This window comes from Pseudomonas sp. DW-iso3, assembly GCF_058725305.1.
On record NZ_JBZXDZ010000002.1, the window covers coordinates 82,387 to 102,915 of the forward strand.

Sequence of the window (20,529 nt, forward strand, 5' to 3'; positions counted from 1 at the left end):
TGAGGCTTTGATCAATTCCGGTCAGGTCGACAGCAGCAGGGAAGCAGAGGACCGAGCTATGGCTGTTGAATGGGTTATCGCTGCGGCTGTATTGATAGGCGCGAGCGCCATTTCATGGGGGTTTAGTGCGTGGATGACTCGGCGCATTGAAGCCGCCGTTCCGGGCAGCGGGCGTTTTGTGGAGGTGGACGGCGAACGCTTTCATTATTACGAAGAGGGCAAGGGCCCACCGCTGCTGATGATTCATGGGCTGATGGGCAGCAGTCGCAACCTGACGTATGCCCTGTCCGGGCAGTTACGTGAGCACTTCCGCGTTATCACGCTCGATCGTCCTGGATCGGGTTACTCCACGCGTCATAAAGGCACCGCTGCGGACCTGCCGGCCCAGGCGCGGCAAGTGGCGGCCTTTATCAATACGCTGGGCCTGGATAAACCCATAGTGTTGGGGCATTCCCTGGGCGGGGCGATTTCCCTGGCGCTGGCCCTTGACCATTCCCACGCGGTGTCGGGGTTGGTGTTGGTGGCGCCACTGACCCATCCACAACCCACTTTGCCGCTGGTGTTCTGGTCACTGGCGGTGCGACCGGCTTGGCTGCGGCGCTGGGTGTCTCACACCCTCACGGTGCCTATGGGCCTGTTGACGCGCCGTGCCGTGGTCAAAGGCGTGTTCGCACCGGACAGCGCCCCCGACGATTTTGCCACCCGTGGAGGCGGGCTGCTGGGCATGCGCCCCGATAACTTCTATGCCGCGTCCAGCGAGATCGCCCTGGTCAACGACGACCTGCCGGAGATGGTCAAGCGCTACCCGCAATTGACGCTGCCCATCAGCCTGATCTACGGCGCGCAGGACAAGGTCCTCGACTTTCGCAAACACGGCCAGGCCCTGGCCGATAAGGTCCCAGGGCTGAAGCTGCAGTTGGTGGAGGGGCGCGGGCACATGTTGCCGATCACTGCCACCGCGCGGGTGGTGGAGGCGGTGCAACAGCTGGCGAAGCGTGCGCGGCCAGCGCAAACCGCAGCTATCCTGCATCCTCCGTTCGCCCTGACAAGCCAATAATCGTGGCACTCACCGCGGGTTGTACCGTCCGAAATGCTTGCCCTAGAGACCTGACCAAGCGGCTGCAAAAGAGACTGTCCGGTCACACAAAAAAGGCCTCGAAAAACTAGTTGACGACCTAACGATTCCGCGCTATTTATTTAAAAAAATATTTCAATGTTTCTTTTGAAATGATTTTTGAAATGCCTAAGAGCGAATAAAAATGAAAAAAACGTCTTTTATCGCATGGTTGATTGCTCGGAGCATCCAACGCTCCCTGAACCTGTTTTCCGCCCCCCTACAACGGAGGCTGCCATGAATCAGACACTGGCAGCTCCAAGCATCTGGACCGACGGCAAGCGTCACCTGTGGTGGTTGGGCATCATGCCCTTGGCCACGCCTTTATTGTCCGGCGCTTTGGCCATCACCACCGGTGTCCAGCAGCTCTGGTGGGTCGGTGTATTGGTGATCTTCGGCCTGATCCCGCTGATCGATGGCTTGCTCGGTGAAGACGTGAGCAACCCGCCCGAATCCGCCGTCAGCCATCTCGAATCGCAACGTTACTACCGCTGGATCGTTTACACCGGCGTGCTCTTTGTTATCTCGTCGGTGGTGATCACCGGTTGGCTCGCCGCTGGCGGTATCGACTGGATCATCCAGGGTGGGCTGTTGCAGGCTGCCGCTAGCCTGGAACCGTCGAGCGGTTTGTCCCATGCGGCCAGCTACATCACCACGCGTACTCAACTGCATGGCGAAGTGAGTGCGTTCACTTACCTGGGCATGGCCATGTCGACCGGCGCCGCAACTGGCATCGCGATCAACACCGCCCATGAACTGGGGCACAAACCCAATGCGCTGGAAGTGTTCCTGGCCAAGGTCACCCTGGCCCCGACGTTCTACGGTCACTTCTACACCGAACACAACCGTGGCCATCACGTACGCGTTGCAACACCAGAAGACCCAGCCAGTTCGCGGCTGGGGGAGAGCTTCTGGGCCTTCCTGCCACGCTCGGTCTGGTTCAGTGCCCGATCGGCCTGGAATCTGGAGCGCGAACGCCTGCGCAAGCTCGGCCTGCCGGCCTGGCACTGGCAGAACGGCGTGCTCAGCGCCTGGATGTACAGCGTGGTGTTGTGGGGCGCAATGATCGCCTGGCTGGGGGCAGCAGTGATTCCTTTCCTGATCATCCAAGGCATCTACGGTTTCTCGCTGCTGGAAGTGGTGAATTATGTAGAGCACTACGGCCTTAAACGTCAGAAATTGCCCAATGGTCGCTACGAGCGTTGTTCGCCACGGCATTCATGGAACAGTAATCGCATTGTTACCAATATCTTTCTGTTCCAGTTGCAACGGCACTCGGATCACCATGCCAACCCCACACGTAGTTATCAGTCGTTGCGTCACTTTGATGAGTCGCCGCAACTGCCGTATGGCTATGCGAGCATGATTGTCTGGGCTTATGTGCCTTACTTGTGGCGACGGCGCATGGATCACCGGGTACTGAATCATTACGCGGGGGATATTACCCTGACCAATCTTCAGCCGTCACAGCGCTTGAAGTATCTGGAGAAGTACAGCAACAGCGCCAAACCGTTCTAAGTTCAACTTTACAGTGTTTGTGTACTCGGGGTCTGGATGCCGCGCAGGTCTTTATCGCCCGCCCGTTTCCAGATCAGTTGCCAGAAAGTTGTTTGACCCGAACAAAAATAATTAAAGGGAAGGACGTACACCATGCAATCACCTGCCACCTTCACCACCCATATCGTATTGGCTGCGCTGGGCCTGATCGCCTATCACCAGGCCCAGGCCGCCCGTATCGAACCCGCCGGCAGTGCGTTTACCGCCCAAGGGCCCATCAGTTTTTCAAAAGGCGCGCTGATCAGTGCTGATTGCACCATCAAAGTGGCCGGCAAGGTGGCGGCTGATGGTTCATCGGTAAACGTCGACAAAGTCGAATTCGACGGCGGCCTCAAGTGCAGCCGGGTGGAAGCCATCAACTTGCCTTGGGTACTCGTCGCGAAAGACACCAAGAGTGGTTCCATGTCGAAGATCGCCGTGGATGTCCATGCCTTTGGTTTGGGCGGCAAGTGCGGGCCATCCACTGCCGACGGTACATGGGACAACGCCACCGGCAAGTTGGAAGCCACGAATGTGCCCATCGGCGAAGACTGCAAAATCAAGACGGTATCTATCAAGATGCCGCCGACCTTTAAAGTTGTTGAATAACCGCTGGAAGTTGTTGCGGTAATTGAATTGAGATTTGGCTGGAAAGGGAAGTTCTGCAGTTTCACCGTGACCTCTCGATCATGGCCATTACCCCTGGCGAAATGAATTCGCCATAACATGTGAGGAAAAACAATGAAAAGCTTGAAAACTCTCGTGTCGTTGACTGCTTTGACTGTTTGCATGGGTGCTGCTTCGATGGCGAATGCCTACAGCATCAGTCCTGTCAGCACAAACTTCTCCGCGCCAGGCACCATTTCGGTGAAGTCACCGTCGTCCTTCCAGGCCACCGTTAACTGTGGCGCCACCTTTACCGGGAACGTCGATGCGACCGGTGTTGCCAAGATCACCAACGTCGCCGTCACCGGTGGCGGCCTGTGTGCGCTGCCTAAAATTACCGGCTTGCCTTGGACGTTGACTGCCACCGGTCCTGCTGCCGGGTCAGTGACCAACGTCGGCTACACCATTGCCTCTTCGATTCTGTATCCCGCCTCCAATTGCGGGCCTTCCACCATCACCGTGGGCTACAGCGGTGGTGTGCTGACCGCTACCAACCAGACCCTGAGCGGCAGCTGCACCGTGGTAAGCCTGAGTGTTACCCCAAGCCCTGCACTGACCATCGTGCCTTGAAGAAGGCCTGAGAACAAAGGGTTGATCACCCGGTGAAAAACTGGCGCCTCCACAGGGCGCCAGTTCATGAATTGCAAGCCGCAAGACGAACCGGCAGGGCTGGCTCAGAGATAATAATAAGGAGTGCCGCATGAATAATAAGAAACAACATGTGCAGGTTTTGCTGGGGCTGGCGTTGATGGGCGGGGCTATGGCGACGGCACCCGCACAGGCCGGCGGTTTTTCAACACCGACCTACGGGGCGCCAGGGTGGGGCCGGGCATTTGCCGGTGGTTCACTGTTTAAGAACGACCCGAGCTCAGCGTACAACAACCCGGCGGCCATGGCGTTTGTGGAGCACAACGTTGCGCAATTTACGGTCGACTACGCGCGCATCAAGATCAAGTACAAGGGCGATGCCTCTGATTATGCGGGCAACCCCATTTCCAATACGCCATTGGATGCCAATGGTTTTCCCGATGGGACGGCGACTACGGTCAATAACAATGACGGTGGGCAGGGCGGGTTTACGGCCTGGTTGCCAACCGGGTTCATGGTCATGCCCCTCGGGGATCGCTTCGCGTTCGGCTTGAGCCAAGTTGTGCCCCAGGGCATGCGCTCTACCTGGGATGAGAACTCGAAACTGCGCGACTTTGCAGTGGACACCAAAATCGAAACTGTGGGGCTGACCGGCTCCCTGTCCTTCAAAGTGAATGATCAGTTCTCCATCGGAGGCGGGGTGATCGTTCAGCACAGCAAGGGGTTCGTCAGCCAGAACGTCGACTTGCTGTCTGCCGCTGCAGTGTCCGATTCGGTGCTGGGTGGTATCAATTTCCCATCGGATGTTGGCCATGCGTTGATGCGTGTCAAAGTTGACAATATTTCGGCGGGCTGGTTTACCGGCGTGGTCTGGAAGCCCACAGAACGAGATACGCTTGGCTTGAATTACCACGCCAAGATCAAGAACAAGATGACCGGCAAATACAATATTTACGCCGATCAGTTTTCCTACAACTTGATGACCCAACCGAGTCCGTTTGGCGGTAGCGGTACGTTGGTGAACACCGCTTATCCAGGGTTGGAGTTGGCACCGGACGGCGCCCACGCCAGCGTGCAGTTGGACATTCCTGCCACGGCGGGTCTGGACTGGGTACACCAGTTCAACGATCGTTTCACCTTGGGAGCGAGCGTGACCTGGACGGAGTGGTCCTCGTTCAAGGACCTGACGCTTAACTCCGGCGGCACCACTATTGTGTCCATTCCCTACAACTACAAGAACACCTGGATGTACTCCCTCGGTGGCGACTATCGGGTTACCGATGAGCTGACCTTGCGTGCAGGTGTCGCCCTTGATCAGACACCTACCCGCAATTCGACTCGCGACCCGCGAATCCCGGATGGCGACCGTACATTCCTGTCGTTGGGGGCCGGCTACGACGTGAAAGCAATCAAGGGGCTGAGTGTTGACTTGGCCTATTCCCACCAGTTTGTGCAAGAGGTCAAGCTCAAGACCCAAAACGTCGATCGCCTCGGTGGCGCAAGCCTGAATGGCAAAGCCGAATCTTCAGGTGATGTTGTTTCTGTTTCGGCTACCTACGCGTTCTAGTTCAATGCCCCAACATTAGGGATAAACGCGCCAAGCGCATCTTGGTGCGTTTATCCTCGATGTTTCTTTTTAACGGGATGCTCGCGTAACCCGTTCATGTCTCCTAATTATCTCCACGTGAGAAATGAATAGTTGTTGGCAACTCTCCCGCTTTTTCAAGCGTCGATCGGCTGCGCGTTTAGTTGCGTGGTTTGGTACTACTCATCACTCAGATTATTCCTATTTCAGCTCATGTTCAGATGCAAGAGATTTGTTCTACCCGAACCGCAATGGTTTCAGGGAAGAACAATGTAGGTCGAACAGAGCGTTGATGATTTGGCTGTATCAAGAGAACTGTGGTTTACGCAGGGCTTTTTGAACATGGCCATTACTCCAGGCGATTCAAACTCGCCTTTATCGATGAGGAATAATAATGATGAACTTGAAAACTCTGGTGTCGTTGTCTGCCCTGGCTGTGTGCATGGGGGTTGCTTCTATGGCCAATGCGTACAGCATCACTCCTGTCAACACCAGCTTCTCCGCGCCCGGCACGATCTCGGTGAAATCGCCATCTTCCTACCAGGCGGCGGTCAATTGCGGGGCGACCTTCACCGGTAACGTCGACGCCGCTGGCGTTGCCAAAATCACGGATGTGGCCATTACCGGTGGTGGGCTTTGCAGTCTGCCCAACATCACGGGCTTGCCTTGGACCCTGACGGCTACCGGTCCAACAGCAGGTTCAGTGACCAACGTCGGATACACCATTGCGGGCTCGATTCTGTACCCAGGCTCCAATTGTGGCGCGTCGACTATCACTGGCAACTACAGCGGTGGCGTATTGACGGCGACCAATCAACCCCTGGCAGGCAATTGCACCGTGGTGAGCTTGAGCGTCAAGCCAACCCCGGCGTTCACCGTTGTTCCTTGAGGATGGCGTGAGCGCAAGGGGCTGATCGCCCGTTAAACGACAGGCGCCTCCAAAGAGGCGTCTGTTGCGACTGCGTGCCCCAGGGCATGCGCTCCACCTGGGACCCAGACTCGAAAGTCCGTGGGTTTGACGGGAGCCTTGTCGTTCAAGGTCAACGACCGGTTCTCCGTTGGCGGAGGGATGATTGTCCAGCACAGCAAGGGGTTCGTCAGCCAGAACGTCGACGTGTTGTCAGCGGCGGCGGTGTCGGACTCTGAACTGGGCGGCATTCCTTTTCCGTCGGACGTCGGCAGCGCGCTGATGCGAGTAAAGGTCGACAATGTGTCAGTTGGCTGGTTTTCCGGTGTGGTTTGGAAACCCACGGAAAACGACTCCCTGGGCTTGAACTACCACGCCAGGATCAAGAACAAGATGACTGGCAAGTACAACATCCATGCCGATCAATTTTCCTACAATCTCATGACTCAACCGAGTCCCTTCGGCGGCAGCGGTACGCTAGTGGGCGTGGCCTATCTGGGGCTTGAGCTGTTTCCGGACGGTGCCCACGCCAGCACCCAATTGGACATTCCTGCCACCGCAGACCTGGATTGGGTACACCGATTCAATGACCGACTCACCCTGGGCGCGAGTGTGGTCTGGACGCAGTGGTCATCGTTCAAGGACCTGACGCTCAGGTCTGGGGACATCACAATCGTCTCTATTCCCTACAACTACAGGAACACCTGGATGTACTCCCTCGGTGGCGACTTCCGTGCGACCGATGAACTGACCTTGCGCGCGGGTGTGGCCATTGACCAGACACCAACGCGCAATTCGACCCGTGATCCGCGCATCCCGGACGGTGATCGGACCTTCCTGTCGCTCGGTGCAGGGTATGACATGAAGGCAATCGAGGGCCTGACCCTCGATGTAGCTTACTCCCACCAGTTCGTTCAGCCGGTAAAGTTGAAGACCCAGAACGTCGACCGGCTGGGGGCGGCAAGTCTCGATGGCAAAGTGAATGCCTCCGGCGATGTCGTGAGCCTGTCAGCCACCTATACGTTCTGACCTTTCAGGGCGGTGATCCCTTTAGATGACGGGTTGACCCGGCGGCCCATTCAGCCGCCGTTTTTTTCGTGCAGGCGTTAAATAAATATTTCAAAACAAAATTTGAATATAGTTTTCGAATTTTGTAGTGTGGCGTTACGCCGCATGTCATCCGACCTGGCGCACGTAGGCCGTACCCTGAATCGAGTAGAGGTATCTCCATGGTTATCTGGTTACTGGTGGGTTTCGCAGCAGCGATCGCCCTGGCATATCGACAAGCTGTCGCCACCTTATGGTTGGTCACGGGCCTGATCTGGCTGGCAGCGGGTTACCTGTTCAACGTGGTGGCCGGTTTCGGCACCGCTGTCGCGGCGATACTGGTAGTGGCGCCCGCGTTGCTGATGACGATCAAACCCCTGCGCCGCACCTTGCTGACCCGTAGGGCCCTGGGCCTGTTTCGTACGATCATGCCGGCGATGTCTGACACTGAACGCGCCGCCATCGAGTCCGGCACCGTGTGGTGGGACGCCGAGCTGTTCAGCGGCAAGCCCAACTGGCAGCGCCTGCTGCAAGCGGCACCGGCTAGCCTGAGCGCTGAAGAGCAAGCCTTCCTCGACAACGAAGTGGAAACCCTGTGCGACATCGCCAACGACTGGGAAACCACCCAGATCTGGCAGGACATGTCGCCCGAAGGCTGGCAGTACACCAAGGATGCCGGGTTCCTTGGCATGATCATTCCCAAGCAATACGGCGGTAAAGGCTTCTCCCACTACGCGCACTCCCAGGTGGTGATGAAGCTGTCGACCCGTTGCTCGGCGGCGGCGATTTCGGTGATGGTGCCCAATTCCCTCGGCCCGGCCGAACTGCTGCTGCATTACGGCACCGATGCCCAGCGCAATTACTACCTGCCGCGTCTGGCGAGAGGTGAAGACATTCCGTGTTTTGCCCTGACCAGCCCGTATGCCGGCTCCGATGCAGGGGCAATTCCCGACCTGGGCATCGTCTGCAAAGGCACCCACGAGGGCGAGGAAGTTCTGGGCTTCCGTGTGACCTGGGACAAGCGCTACATCACCCTGGGCCCGATTGCGACGGTGCTGGGCCTGGCGTTTCGCGCAGAAGACCCGGATGGGTTGCTCGGCGCTCCCGGTTCACTCGGCATCACGTGCGCACTGATCCCAACGTCCCATCCCGGCGTCAACAGTGGCCGCCGTCATTGGCCGCTGAACGCGGTATTCCAAAACGGTCCTACCACCGGCAAGGACGTGTTCATTCCGCTTGAGTGGGTGATCGGCGGTCGTGAACAAGTCGGCAACGGCTGGCGCATGCTGATGGAATGCCTGGCGGCCGGCCGGGCGATTTCGCTGCCATCGGCCAACGTCGGCCTGGGCAAGGTGGCGGTGCGCGGCACCACCGCCTATGCCGCGATGCGCAAACAATTCGGCCTGCCCATCGGCAAGTTCGAAGGCGTGCAGGCGCCCTTGGCGCGCATGGCCGGGCACTTGTATGCCTGCGATGCGGTGCGCAAGGTCTCGGTGGCGTCCCTGGACGCGGGTGAGAAACCGTCGGTGATCTCGGCCATTGCCAAGTACCACGTCACCGAGCGTGCGCGGATCATCGTCAATGACGGCATGGATATCGTCGCCGGCAAGGGCATCTGCATGGGCCCCAACAACTTCCTGGCCCGTGCCTACCAGCAAAGCCCCATTGCCATTACGGTGGAAGGCGCGAACATCATGACGCGCTGCCTGATCATCTTTGGCCAGGGCCTGATCCGCTGCCATCCCTATGTGTTCCGCGAGATGGAAGCTGCGCGTAATCCGGACCGGCGCAAGGCGCTGGAAGCCTTCGACAGTGCCATGTTTGGCCATGTGAGTTTTGTGTTGGCCAATACCGTACGTGCAGCGGTGCATTCCCTTACAGGCGGGCGGTTGATCGCTGCCCCGGCCAAGACCGAGCCGGCACTGGCATCCTACTACCGCCAGGCCAATCGCCTGTCAGTGGTACTCGCGCTGATCTCGGACATTTCCATGGGCGTGCTGGGCGGTGCCCTCAAGCGTAAGGAAAGTATCACTGGGCGCCTGGGGGATATGCTGTCGCAGTTGTACATCCTGTCCTGCGTACTCAAGCGCTTTGAGGACGACGGCCGTCCCCAGGCGGATCTGCCGTTGGTGCATTGGTCGGCCCAGGATGCGTTGCTGCGGGCCCATGAAGCGCTGGCGGAAGTGCTCGACAACTACCCGTCGAAACCTGCGGCGGCGGTGGTGCGTGGCCTGACATTCCCGTTCGGGATCCCACTGCGCAAACCGTCGGACCGTCTGCTGGCCCAGGTGGCCGACGTGGTGCAGACACCAGGCGAAACCCGTGACCGCTTACTGGCCAACTCCTACATCCCACGTCCGGAAATCGACAAGCTGTCCTACGGCGAACTGGGTTTCCGTCTGTTGCCGCAGGTGGAGCTGATCGACGCGCGACTCAAACCTGCCGTCAAGCAAGGCCTGATCGAACCGATGCCTATCTCCGCAACGGCCTTCACCGGCTGGCGCGTCAGGGCGCGGGCGCTGGACCTGATCAGCGACGACGAAGACACCTTGCTCGGGCGCTACGTGGAATACGCCGATCACGGCATCCAGGTGGACGACTTCCCGCAGGACTTCGGGTTGCTGGAGGCATTGCAGCAGCGCAAGCAAGCGCTGGAGCCCGTGCCAAAGCGCCGAACCGCCCAAGGTGAAAACGCCTCGGTCAGTTGAGTGGCACTGAATGTACACGGTCAGTGTGGGAGCTGGCTTGCCTGCGATGCAGACGACTCGGTGCATCAGAAACACCGAGGTGATGCCATCGCAGGCAAGCCAGCTCCCACATTGATCGGGTTTACACGTCAAGACAGTGGGTTTACCTATGAGTGACAGCTACCTTACTTTCGTTAATTCCCCTTGGGGCCGTCGCTTGGCCCAGGCCGTTGGTTTACCGCAACCCTTGCCACTGCAACGTCACCGCAGCGGCCAGCAGGGCATGGCCAATCCGGTGATCGTCGCCGGAGCAGGGCGCCTGGCCGCCGAGGTGCGGCGGATTTTCGCGGCTACCGATACCGTTGTCGGCACCCCGGCCACGCTCAAGGCGCCTTCCACGGTGAAAGTGCAGGGCGCCGTGTTTGATGCCAGCGCCGTGGCCGATCTGCAACAGTTGGATGAGTTGTATGTGTTCTTTCACGCCAACGCCAAGCGCCTTGGCCACCACGGGCGCGTGGTGGTGCTCGGCACCGCGCCGGAACAGTGTCAGGATTTGCCCCAGGCCATCGCCCAACGCGCCCTCGAAGGCTTGGTGCGCTCGCTGGCCAAGGAGCTGCGCCGGGCGATCACCGTGCAGTTGATCTACGTGGCGCCCGGTGCTGAAGACGCGCTGGACAGCAGCTTGCGTTTCTTCTTGTCGCGCCGGTCGGCCTATGTATCCGGGCAGGTGGTACGTCTTGAAAAGCCCGTGGACGGTCACGTCACGGTCAACTGGGACAAACCCTTCGCCGGTCGTCGCGCCCTTGTCACCGGTGCTTCTCGTGGCATCGGTTTGGCGATTGCCCAGGTGTTGGCGCGGGACGGCGCCCATGTCGTGTGCGTGGACGTGCCCCAGGCCCAGGCGTCGCTGCAACAGGCGGCGGACAGTGTCGGCGGTTCTGCGCTGCCCCTGGACATCACCGCGACGGACGCCGCCGCATTGCTGCAAGCCCATGTCAGCCAATACGGCGCTTTTGATGTGGTGGTGCATAACGCCGGGATCACCCGAGACAAGACCATCGCCAAAATGACCGAGGCCGCCTGGCGCAGCGTGCTGGCGGTGAACCTTGAAGCGCCGTTGCAACTGAGCAATGCCTTGTTGGACAGCCAAGGCCTCACGCCTGGGGGCCGTATCGTTTGTGTCTCGTCGATTTCCGGCATCGCCGGCAACCTCGGGCAAAGTAATTACGCCACTTCCAAGGCCGGCGTAATCGGCCTGGTGCAGGGTTTGGCACCGCGTGCGGCGGCGCAGCAGGTGACGGTGAATGCGGTGGCGCCAGGGTTCATCGAAACCCAGATGACCGCAAGGATCCCGCTGATGATCCGTGAAGCCGGGCGGCGCATGAATTCGCTGTCCCAGGGCGGGCAGCCCATCGACGTGGCCGAGACCATCGCCTGGCTGGCGCATCCTGCTTCCGGCGGGATCAACGGCCAAGTCGTACGGGTGTGCGGCCAAAGCCTGCTAGGAGCCTGAGCCATGGACTACGTGACGCAGATCATCGATCCGCCGCCCTCACGCACCCGCTTGCTGCTGGACGGCGTGCGTGCCTTGCGCAAACCCAAGCTTGACGGTGCGCCCGTGCTGCCCAAGGAGCGCCTGGTGCGCTCGGCGGTGGCGTTGTCTGCCGGCGACATCGCTGCTTATGGCCGCGCCTGTGGCTTTCGCCGCGAGCAGGGCGTGCCGTTGTGCTATCCCCATGTGCTGGCGTTTCCGTTGCACTTGATGCTGCTGACCCGTCCCAGCTTCCCGTTCCCGGCCAGTGGCATGGTGCACCTGGCCAATCGCATCCGTCAGCACCAGCGTTTGCACGAAGGCCAGGCGTTGCGCATTGAGGTGTATTGCGAGCGTTGGGTTGCCCATCCCAAGGGGCAGGCGCTGAGTATTGCCACTCGTGCCTACGGTGCCGACATGCTGGTATGGGAAAGCGACAGCCTGTACCTGCGCCGTGATGCGAAAGACCCTGTCGGCGAGCCCTGGGAGGACGCTTTGCCGTTGCAGGAGGAAGGCGTGTTACGTACCCAGCGCTGGGTGTTGCCCGCCGACCTGGGCCGGCGTTTTGCCAAGGTGTCGGGGGATTTCAACCCGATCCACACCTCGGTGATCGGCGCCAAACTGTTCGGCTTTCGTCGCGCTATCGCCCATGGCATGTGGACGCTGGGCCGCGCGCTCGCTGCCCAGCAACCGCCCGGCGGCCTGGACCAGGCCGAGGCGCATTGTGACTTCAAGTTACCGATCTTCCTGCCCGGCCAGGTCGCGCTGTGGCGCCGCCCGGTGACCGGTCCGCGCCGCGAATTCGAAGTGCGCAATTTCGCCGGTGACAAACCCCATATGCGTGGCCTTTTCATCTGGAAAGAGAACCTGGAATGAGTGAATACAGCTTCAACCCGGCCCCGGTCCGACGCGTGGCGATCATCGGCGGTAACCGCATCCCTTTTGCTCGCTCCAACACGGTATACGCCCACGACAGCAACCAGGACCTGCTGGTCGCCGCCCTGCAAGGCTTGGTCGACCGCTACAACCTGCACGGCCAACGCCTCGGTGAGTTTGCCGCCGGGGCGGTGATCAAACATTCGCGCGATTTCAATCTGGCGCGTGAGTCGCTGCTGTCTACCACGTTGTCGCCGGATACGCCGGCCTACGATGTGCAGCAAGCCTGCGGCACCGGGCTGGAAGCGGCATTGCTGGTGGCGAACAAGATTGCGCTCGGTCAGATCGAGGTGGGTATCGCCGGTGGTGCCGACACCACCTCCGACGCGCCTATCGGCATCAATGAATCCCTGCGCCACACCTTGCTCGCGGCCAACCGAGCCAAGGGCATGGGTGACAAGCTGAAGACATTGCTAAAGGTGCGGCCAGCGATGTTTTTCAAACCGCTGCTGCCACGCAATGGCGAGCCCCGCACCGGTTTGTCCATGGGCGAACACTGCGAGGAAATGGCCAAGCGCTGGCAGATCAAGCGCCTGGCCCAGGACGAGTTGACCCTCACCAGCCATCAGCGCCTGGAGGCGGCCTACAAACGCGGCTTCTTCGACGACTTGATCAGCCCCCATCGCGGCCTGGCCCGCGACAATAACCTGCGCGCCGATGCCAGCCTGGAGAAGCTCGCCGGCCTGTCCCCGGCCTACGACCGGCAAAACGGTACGCTCACGGCCGGCAACTCCACCCCCCTGACCGATGGCGCCTCGGTGGTGCTGCTGGCCAGCGAAGAATGGGCGGCCGCCAACGGCTGGCCGGTGCTGGCTTACCTGCGCACCGGCGAAACCGCGGCGGTGAACTTTGTCGACGGCACCGAAGGCCTGCTGATGGCCCCCGCTTACGCGGTACCGCGCATGCTGGAACGTGAAGGCCTGAGCTTCAAGGACTTTGACTTCTTCGAGATCCACGAAGCCTTTGCTGCCCAGGTGTTGTGCACGCTGAAGGCCTGGGAGGACCCCGATTATTGCCGCGAGCGGCTAGGCTTGGACGCGCCCCTGGGCACCATCGACCGCGCGAAGATGAACGTCAACGGTGGTTCGCTGGGTTGCGGCCATCCCTTTGCGGCCACGGGGGGCCGGCAGTTGGCGGCGCTGGCCAAGATCATCCATGAGAACGGCGGCGGGCGCGGCCTGATATCCATCTGCGCGGCGGGCGGGCTGGGCATTACCGCCATCGTCGAAAAGTAGCTCTATCAAAAACAACAACAAGGAGACTGCCATGAACGCTGTAAGCCTGGAACACACCGAACGGATCTGGTTGAACGCTTACCTGCCCGGCGTCCCGGCGGATATTGACGCCGGTATCGAGGACTACCCATCGTTGCGCGAGGTGTTCCTGGAACACCTGGAGAAGTTTCGCGAGCGGGTGGCGTACGTCAGCATCGGCACCGAAATGACCTACGCCGACTGGCAGGTGCAAGGCGTTGCGTTTGCCGCTTGGCTGCAGGGGCAGGGCGTCAGGAAAGGCGAGCGTGTGGCGCTGATGATGCCTAACTGCTTGCAGTACCCGATCTGCCTGCTGGGCACGATCCTGGCTGGGGCGGTGGTGGTCAACGTCAACCCGCTGTACACCTCCCATGAACTCAAGCATCTGCTCAAGGACAGCGGCGCGGAAACCGTGGTGATTTTCGAAAACTTCGCCCACACCCTGGAAAAAGTCATCACCGGCAGCAGCGTCAAGCGCGTGGTGATCGCGGCCATCGGCGATTTGCTCGGTACGTTCAAGGGCGCGGCGATGAATTTCATCCTTCGCCGTGTGCAAAAGCAGGTGCCGGCGTTCAATCTGCCTGGCTCGGTGCGCTTCAATCAGGTGTTGAAACAGGGGCGGGCGCTCAACCATTTCCCGGTGGAGATGCACCTCGACGCGCTGGCCTTTCTGCAATACACCGGCGGCACCACCGGCGATGCCAAGGGCGTGATGCTCAGCCACCGCAATATCATCGCCAACCTGTTGCAAGCCAAGGCCTGGGTGGGGGATCAACTGGACCAGGACAAGCAGGAAACCAACGTCACCTTGCTACCGCTGTACCACATTTTTTCGCTGACGGTGAATTGCCTGATGTTCATGTGCCTGGGTGGGCGCAACATCCTGATCGCCAACCCGCGGGACGTGAAACGTGTACAGATGATCCTGCGCAAGGAGCGCTTCAACGGGATTGCCGGGGTCAACACCCTGTTTAACGGTTTGCTGGAGAACGAGGCGTTCTGCGCACGGGACTTTTCCGACCTGCGCATGGTGATCGCCGGCGGCATGGCCACGCACACGGCGGTGGCCAAGCGCTGGAAGGAAGTCACTGGGCTGCCGATCATCGAAGGCTATGGCCTCACCGAGTGTTCGCCGGTGGTGAGCATCAGCCCGATCGACATTGCGCGCATGCGCGAGATGGAATTCACCGGCAGCATCGGCGTGCCGTTGCCCTCGACCTGGGTGCGGTTTGTTCGCGAAGACGGTGAGTTGGCTGAGATTGGCGAGCAGGGCGAACTGCAAGTGCGCGGGCCCCAGGTGATGCAAGGTTATTGGCAGCGCCCCGAGGCCACTGCCGAAGTGCTGGATGCCGAAGGGTGGTTGTCGACCGGTGATATCGGGGTAATGGACGCCCGTGGTTACATCCGTCTGGTGGACCGCAAGAAGGATATGATCCTGGTCTCCGGTTTCAACGTTTACCCCAATGAAATCGAGGACGTGGTGGCGCTGCACCCCGCAGTGGCCGAAGTGGCGGCGATTGGCGTAGAAGATGGCGTGACCGGTGAGAAGGTCAAGATCATCGTGGTGCGCAAGGACCCGAACCTGACCCAGGAACAGATTCTTGCCCATTGCCGCGAGTATCTGACAGGTTACAAAATGCCCAAGTATGTGGAGTTCCGCACCACCGAGTTGCCCAAGACCACCGTGGGCAAAGTGCTTCGTCGGGCGCTGCGCTGAGTTGAAGATTTAGGTGATTCAAGTGTGGGCGCTGGCTTGCCTGCGAGAGCGGTGTATCAGTCACATCGCCATCGCAGGCAAGCCAGCTCCCACAGGGTTCGGTGGGTTGGTTTAGAGTGCGTTCACTGTTACCCAGCGTTCTTCGAGGGCAGCTACGCGAATCGCCGTCGCCAGCCGCTCCACCTCCCACGCCGCTTCGAAATCAGTGCCATCCGCGCCTTGACCGGCTATGGCCATGATCAATTCCTGCACTTCCAGCGTCTTTAGTTCGTTGTACCCCAACTGATGCCCCGCCGCCGGACTGAACGCCGCATAACCGGGCAGGGCCGGTCCTGCGAGCACGCGTTGGAACCCGTCCTGGCCCACGCGACACACCTGCAATTCATTCAAGCGCTCCTGATCGAACGCCAGTGTGCCTTTCGTCCCGCTGATCTCGAAACTCAGGTGGTTCTTGTATCCGTGCTTGAGCCAACTGCTGCTCACCGTGCCGCGCGCGCCGTTGGCGAAGCGCAGCAGGGCATGCACCTGGTCATCCACCGCGATGGGTTTGAGCTGCGCGCTGCCGTTGATGGCAGGTCGCCGGGCGTGGACGGTCTGGGTATCGGCACACACACTGACCACATCACCGAGCAGATAGCGCGCCATCGACAGCAAGTGGCTGCCCAGGTCCGCCAGGGCGCCGCCGGCATGCTCGACTTCGCAACGCCACGACCATGGAGAGGCCGAGTCGGCCATGAAGTCTTCGCTGAACTCACCCTGGAAGCTGATGATTTCGCCCAGTTCGCCACCGGCAATCATCTGCCGCGCCAACGTAATCATCGGGTTGTGCTGGTAGTTGTAGCCCACCCGCGTGACGACCCCGGCGGCACTGGCGGCGCGGCGCATGGCGTCGGCTTGTTCCAGGCTCACCGCCAGGGGTTTCTCGCAGTACACCGCCTTGCCCGCCGCGATGGCTGCCATGGCCATGGGGTAGTGCAAATGGTTGGGAGTGGTGATGGCCACTACGTCGACATTGGGATCATTGATCAAGGCTTGCCAGTCGCCGTGGGCCTGGGCAAATCCCCACGCCTTGGCGCAGCGTTGTGCGCGTTCGGTGTCGGCGTCGGCCAGCGCCGCCAGCTTGAGGTGTACCGGCAGTTCGAATACCGCGCGGGCGTTATTGAAGGCCAAGGCGTGGGCACGCCCCATGAAGCCTGTGCCGATCAAGCCGATTCCGAGTTCACGCATTGCCGTGGTCCTTTGGATTATTGTTTTCAGTGGGCTTATTAATGGAATAAAAATTCCCTAAATTCAATAGATGGAATAAAAATTCATTGAGGCCCCGACGATCACCCCGGCGAATGCAGTTATATTCAGGCTCTGACGAAAGCGGCTCAGTTAACAAAAGATAACGTAGCGCCGATTGTCAGACGATTCGAAAGCCCGCTAGGATGGCCCCTGCTTCCTCCAGGCGCTCTAGATTGCAGGTTTCAAGGCCCCGGAAGGCAGCGATAACAATAATAAATGGGAGAAAGGTCTATGAGTGAGCCTGTCATGGGTTGGGTTGTCTGCCGCCCACGCGCCGCACGCAGGGTTGCGATGCTGGCCGCAGCGCTCTCGCTGTTTGGCGCTGTCGCGTTGCCGACGGTTGTCCAGGCCGCCAGCGATACCTCTTTTGCGATTGAATCCCCCAAGGCCGCCAAAGGCCTGATGATCGATGTGGTCCATGCGGGCAAGCGCCTCGTGGCGGTTGGTGATCGCGGGCACATTCTCTATTCCGATGACCAGGGCAGCACCTGGACCCAAGCCAAAGTGCCCACCCGGCAGTTGCTCACGGCGGTGTTTTTCATCGACGACAAGCAAGGCTGGGCGGTGGGCCATGATGCGCAAATTCTTTCCAGTTCCGACGGCGGTGCCACCTGGACCCAGCAGTACCAGGATCTTAAGCGCGAAGCCCCGTTGCTTGATGTGTGGTTCAACGATGCCAATCACGGCCTGGCCGTCGGCGCCTATGGCGCGCTGATCGAAACCACCGACGGCGGCAAGACCTGGGAAGACGTCAGCGACCGCCTCGACAACGAAGACCAGTACCACCTCAACGCCATCGCCTCCATCAAGGACGCCGGCCTGTTTATCGTCGGCGAGCAGGGCAGCATGTTCCGCTCCAGCGACGACGGCCAGACCTGGGAAAAACTCGAAGGCCCCTACGAGGGCTCGCTGTTTGGGGTGATCAGCACGGCGCAACCGCGAACCCTGCTGGCCTATGGCTTGCGCGGCAACCTGTACCGGTCGACGGATTTCGGCAGCACCTGGGAGCAAGTTGAACTCAACGCCGCGCGGGGCGCGCTGGAGTTTGGTTTGTCCGGCGCGACGTTGCTGGAAGACGGCTCGATTGTTGTCGTTGGCAATGGTGGCAGCGTGGTGGTCAGCCATGACGACGGGTTGACCTTCAGCGTATTCAACCGTCCGGACCGGATTTCCCTTTCGTCCGTCACGGCGGCAGGCAATGGCAACTTGATTCTGGCCGGGCAGGGTGGCGTTCGCGTCGCTAAAGCCGATGGCGCCGAACCGACAAAACAATAAGAAGGCGGGGAAAGAATGAGCAGTCATCACAACGATAAAGCGACCTTTCTTGAGCGCCTGATCTTCAACAACCGCCCGGCAGTGATCGTGATCTGCCTGCTGGTGAGCATTTTCCTGTTCTGGCAGGCGACGTTGATTCGCCCCTCCACCAGCTTCGAAAAGATGATCCCGCTCAAGCATCCCTTCATCGAGAAGATGATGGAGCACCGCAATGACCTGGCGAACCTGGGCAACACGGTGCGTATCTCGGTGGAGGCCAAGGACGGCGACATCTTCACCAAGGAATACATGGAGACCCTGCGTCAGATCAACGACGAGGTGTTCTACATTTCCGGGGTCGACCGCTCGGGCCTGAAGTCGCTGTGGAGCCCCAGCGTACGCTGGACCGAAGTGACCGAAGAAGGCTTTGCCGGCGGTGAAGTGATCCCGCAGAGCTACAACGGCTCGCCGGAAAGCCTCGACCAACTGCGCAACAACGTGCTCAAGTCCGGGCAGGTCGGGCGCCTGGTGGCCAACGATTTCAAATCGAGCATCGTTGACATCCCGCTGCTGGAGTCCTACCCGGACCCACAAGACCAGGGCAAGTTGCTGGCCCTCGACTACCGCAAGTTCTCCCATGAACTCGAAGACAAGATCCGCACCAAATTCCAGGAGCAGAACCCTAACGTCCAGATCCACATCGTCGGTTTTGCCAAGAAAGTCGGTGACCTGATCGATGGCCTGATCATGGTGGTGCTGTTCTTCGGCGTGGCCTTTGGCATCACCCTGGTCCTGCTGCTGTGGTTCACCAACTGCCTGCGCAGCACCATTGCGGTCTTGAGCACCACCCTGGTAGCGGTGGTGTGGCAACTGGGCCTGATGCATGCCGCCGGTTTCGGGCTGGATCCCTACTCGATGCTGGTGCCGTTCCTGATTTTCGCCATCGGTATTTCCCACGGCGTACAGAAGATCAACGGTATCGCCCTGCAATCGAGCGAGGCGGACAACGCGCTGACCGCGGCACGCCGCACCTTTCGCCAATTGTTCCTGCCGGGAATGATCGCGATCCTGGCCGATGCGGTGGGCTTCATCACGCTGTTGATCATCGACATTGGCGTGATCCGTGAACTGGCCATCGGCGCCTCTATTGGAGTGGCGGTGATCGTGTTCACCAACCTGATCCTGCTGCCAGTAGCAATTTCCTACGTCGGTATCAGCAAACGCGCAATAGCCAAAAGCAAGAAAGACGCCAATCGCGAACATCCGTTCTGGCGCCTGCTGTCGAAGTTCGCCAGCCCTAAAGTCGCGCCGGTCTCGGTCTTCCTGGCCCTGATCGCCTTCGGTGGCGGCCTCTGGTACAGCCAGAACCTCAAGATCGGCGACCTGGACCAGGGCGCGCCGGAACTGCGCCCGGACTCGCGCTACAACAAAGACAACAACTTCATCATCAGCAACTACTCCACCAGTTCCGACGTGCTGGTGGTGATGGTCAAGACCAAGGCCGAGGGCTGCTCACGCTATGAAGCCATGGCGCCCATCGACCAGTTGATGTGGAAGATGCAGAACACCGAGGGCGTGCAGTCGGCGATCTCGTTGGTCACCGTGTCCAAGCAGATGATCAAGGGCATGAACGAAGGCAACCTGAAATGGGAAACCCTGTCGCGCAACCCGGATGTGCTGAACAACTCCATCGCCCGTGCCGATGGCCTGTACAACAACAATTGCTCGCTGGCGCCGGTGCTGGTGTTCCTCAACGACCACAAGGCTGAAACCCTCGACCGTGCGGTGCATGCGGTGCAGGACTTTGCCAAAGAGAACAACAAGGACGGCCTGGAGTTCATCCTTGCCGCCGGTAACGCCGGGATCGAAGCGGCCACTAACGAAGTGATCAAGGAGTCCGAGCTGACGATCCTGATCCTGGTGTACCTGTGCGTGGCGACGATGTGCATGATCACCTTCCGCTCTTGGGCAGCGACGCTGTGCATCGTGCTGCCGCTGGTGCTGACCTCGGTGCTGGGCAACGCGCTGATGGCGTTCATGGGCATCGGCGTCAAGGTCGCGACCCTGCCGGTGGTAGCGCTCGGCGTGGGCATTGGCGTGGACTACGGCATCTACATCTACAGCCGCCTGGAAAGTTTCCTGCGCGCCGGTTTGCCATTGCAAGAGGCGTACTATCAGACGCTCAAGTCTACCGGCAAGGCCGTGTTGTTCACCGGCCTGTGCCTGGCGATCGGCGTGTGCACCTGGATCTTCTCGGCCATCAAGTTCCAGGCCGACATGGGCCTGATGCTGACGTTCATGCTGCTGTGGAACATGTTCGGCGCACTGTGGCTGCTGCCGGCACTGGCGCGGTTCCTGATCAAGCCCGAGAAGCTGGCGGGGCAAAAGGGTAATTCGTTGTTTGCCCACTGAACCAGGGCG

The 20,529-nt window shown here is 60.0% G+C and carries 14 protein-coding genes and 1 pseudogene; 14 read left to right on the plus strand and 1 reads right to left on the minus strand.

The genetic code is table 11. The features are described 5' to 3' along the window. Nucleotides 1-58: 58 nt before the first annotated feature. The 12 genes and pseudogenes from AC4PS7_RS06140 to AC4PS7_RS06195 all read left to right on the plus strand — a co-directional run bounded on the left by AC4PS7_RS06140 (nucleotide 59) and on the right by AC4PS7_RS06195 (nucleotide 15,567). Nucleotides 59-1,057 carry an alpha/beta fold hydrolase gene (locus AC4PS7_RS06140; protein ID WP_029529126.1) on the plus strand — a complete coding sequence of 333 codons (999 nt, stop codon included), beginning with the start codon at nucleotides 59-61 and terminating at the stop codon, nucleotides 1,055-1,057. Between the two features lie 294 nt (nucleotides 1,058-1,351). Then, complete coding sequence (locus tag AC4PS7_RS06145) at nucleotides 1,352-2,632, plus strand: alkane 1-monooxygenase (RefSeq protein ID WP_010209991.1); 1,281 nt, start codon at nucleotides 1,352-1,354, stop codon at nucleotides 2,630-2,632. A gap of 132 nt (nucleotides 2,633-2,764) precedes the next feature. Next, a complete protein-coding gene (praA, locus tag AC4PS7_RS06150) occupies nucleotides 2,765-3,259 on the plus strand; it encodes an alkane oxidation protein activator PraA (RefSeq protein ID WP_010209993.1) in 495 nt (164 codons plus the stop codon). A gap of 132 nt (nucleotides 3,260-3,391) precedes the next feature. Next, a complete protein-coding gene (praB, locus tag AC4PS7_RS06155; protein WP_021491573.1) occupies nucleotides 3,392-3,886 on the plus strand; it encodes an alkane oxidation protein activator PraB in 495 nt (164 codons plus the stop codon). Nucleotides 3,887-4,016: 130 nt separating this feature from the next. After that, nucleotides 4,017-5,471 carry an outer membrane protein transport protein gene (locus tag AC4PS7_RS06160; protein ID WP_021491572.1) on the plus strand — a complete coding sequence of 485 codons (1,455 nt, stop codon included), beginning with the start codon at nucleotides 4,017-4,019 and terminating at the stop codon, nucleotides 5,469-5,471. A 412-nt stretch (nucleotides 5,472-5,883) separates the two neighbouring features. Next, nucleotides 5,884-6,378, plus strand: a complete 495-nt coding sequence (praB, locus tag AC4PS7_RS06165) for an alkane oxidation protein activator PraB (RefSeq protein WP_021491571.1) — start codon at nucleotides 5,884-5,886, stop codon at nucleotides 6,376-6,378. Between the two features lie 74 nt (nucleotides 6,379-6,452). Beyond that, a pseudogene (locus AC4PS7_RS06170) lies at nucleotides 6,453-7,425 on the plus strand (outer membrane protein transport protein); the annotation flags it as partial. 200 nt (nucleotides 7,426-7,625) lie between these two features. Then, on the plus strand, nucleotides 7,626-10,151 hold the full coding sequence (locus tag AC4PS7_RS06175) for an acyl-CoA dehydrogenase (protein ID WP_010210009.1): 2,526 nt from the start codon (nucleotides 7,626-7,628) through the stop codon (nucleotides 10,149-10,151). 148 nt (nucleotides 10,152-10,299) lie between these two features. After that, a complete protein-coding gene (locus AC4PS7_RS06180) occupies nucleotides 10,300-11,643 on the plus strand; it encodes a 3-oxoacyl-ACP reductase (RefSeq protein WP_021491568.1) in 1,344 nt (447 codons plus the stop codon). Between the two features lie 3 nt (nucleotides 11,644-11,646). After that, entirely contained in the window at nucleotides 11,647-12,537 is an 891-nt protein-coding gene (locus tag AC4PS7_RS06185) for a MaoC/PaaZ C-terminal domain-containing protein (RefSeq protein ID WP_021491567.1), read from the plus strand. Continuing rightward, the gene (locus AC4PS7_RS06190; protein ID WP_010210014.1) at nucleotides 12,534-13,832 is read left to right on the plus strand and encodes an acetyl-CoA C-acetyltransferase; all 1,299 of its coding nucleotides are present in this window, start codon (nucleotides 12,534-12,536) and stop codon (nucleotides 13,830-13,832) included. The genes AC4PS7_RS06185 and AC4PS7_RS06190 overlap by 4 nt, the downstream gene beginning before the upstream one ends. Before the next feature lie 31 nt (nucleotides 13,833-13,863). Further along, nucleotides 13,864-15,567 (plus strand): AMP-binding protein, encoded by a 1,704-nt coding sequence (locus AC4PS7_RS06195; RefSeq protein ID WP_010210020.1) that lies wholly within the window; start codon nucleotides 13,864-13,866, stop codon nucleotides 15,565-15,567. Nucleotides 15,568-15,678: 111 nt separating this feature from the next. On the opposite strand, the gene AC4PS7_RS06200 is transcribed toward AC4PS7_RS06195, so the two are convergent. Continuing rightward, nucleotides 15,679-16,794 carry a Gfo/Idh/MocA family protein gene (locus AC4PS7_RS06200; RefSeq protein WP_010210021.1) on the minus strand — a complete coding sequence of 372 codons (1,116 nt, stop codon included), beginning with the start codon at nucleotides 16,792-16,794 and terminating at the stop codon, nucleotides 15,679-15,681. 306 nt (nucleotides 16,795-17,100) lie between these two features. Between AC4PS7_RS06200 and AC4PS7_RS06205 the strand changes: the two genes are divergently transcribed. Together AC4PS7_RS06205 and AC4PS7_RS06210 are read left to right on the plus strand one after the other, a co-directional pair. Beyond that, a complete protein-coding gene (locus AC4PS7_RS06205; protein ID WP_029529128.1) occupies nucleotides 17,101-18,129 on the plus strand; it encodes a WD40/YVTN/BNR-like repeat-containing protein in 1,029 nt (342 codons plus the stop codon). A 15-nt stretch (nucleotides 18,130-18,144) separates the two neighbouring features. Then, nucleotides 18,145-20,520, plus strand: coding sequence for an efflux RND transporter permease subunit (locus AC4PS7_RS06210; RefSeq protein ID WP_010210023.1), 2,376 nt, complete (start codon nucleotides 18,145-18,147; stop codon nucleotides 20,518-20,520). Nucleotides 20,521-20,529 lie beyond the last annotated feature (9 nt).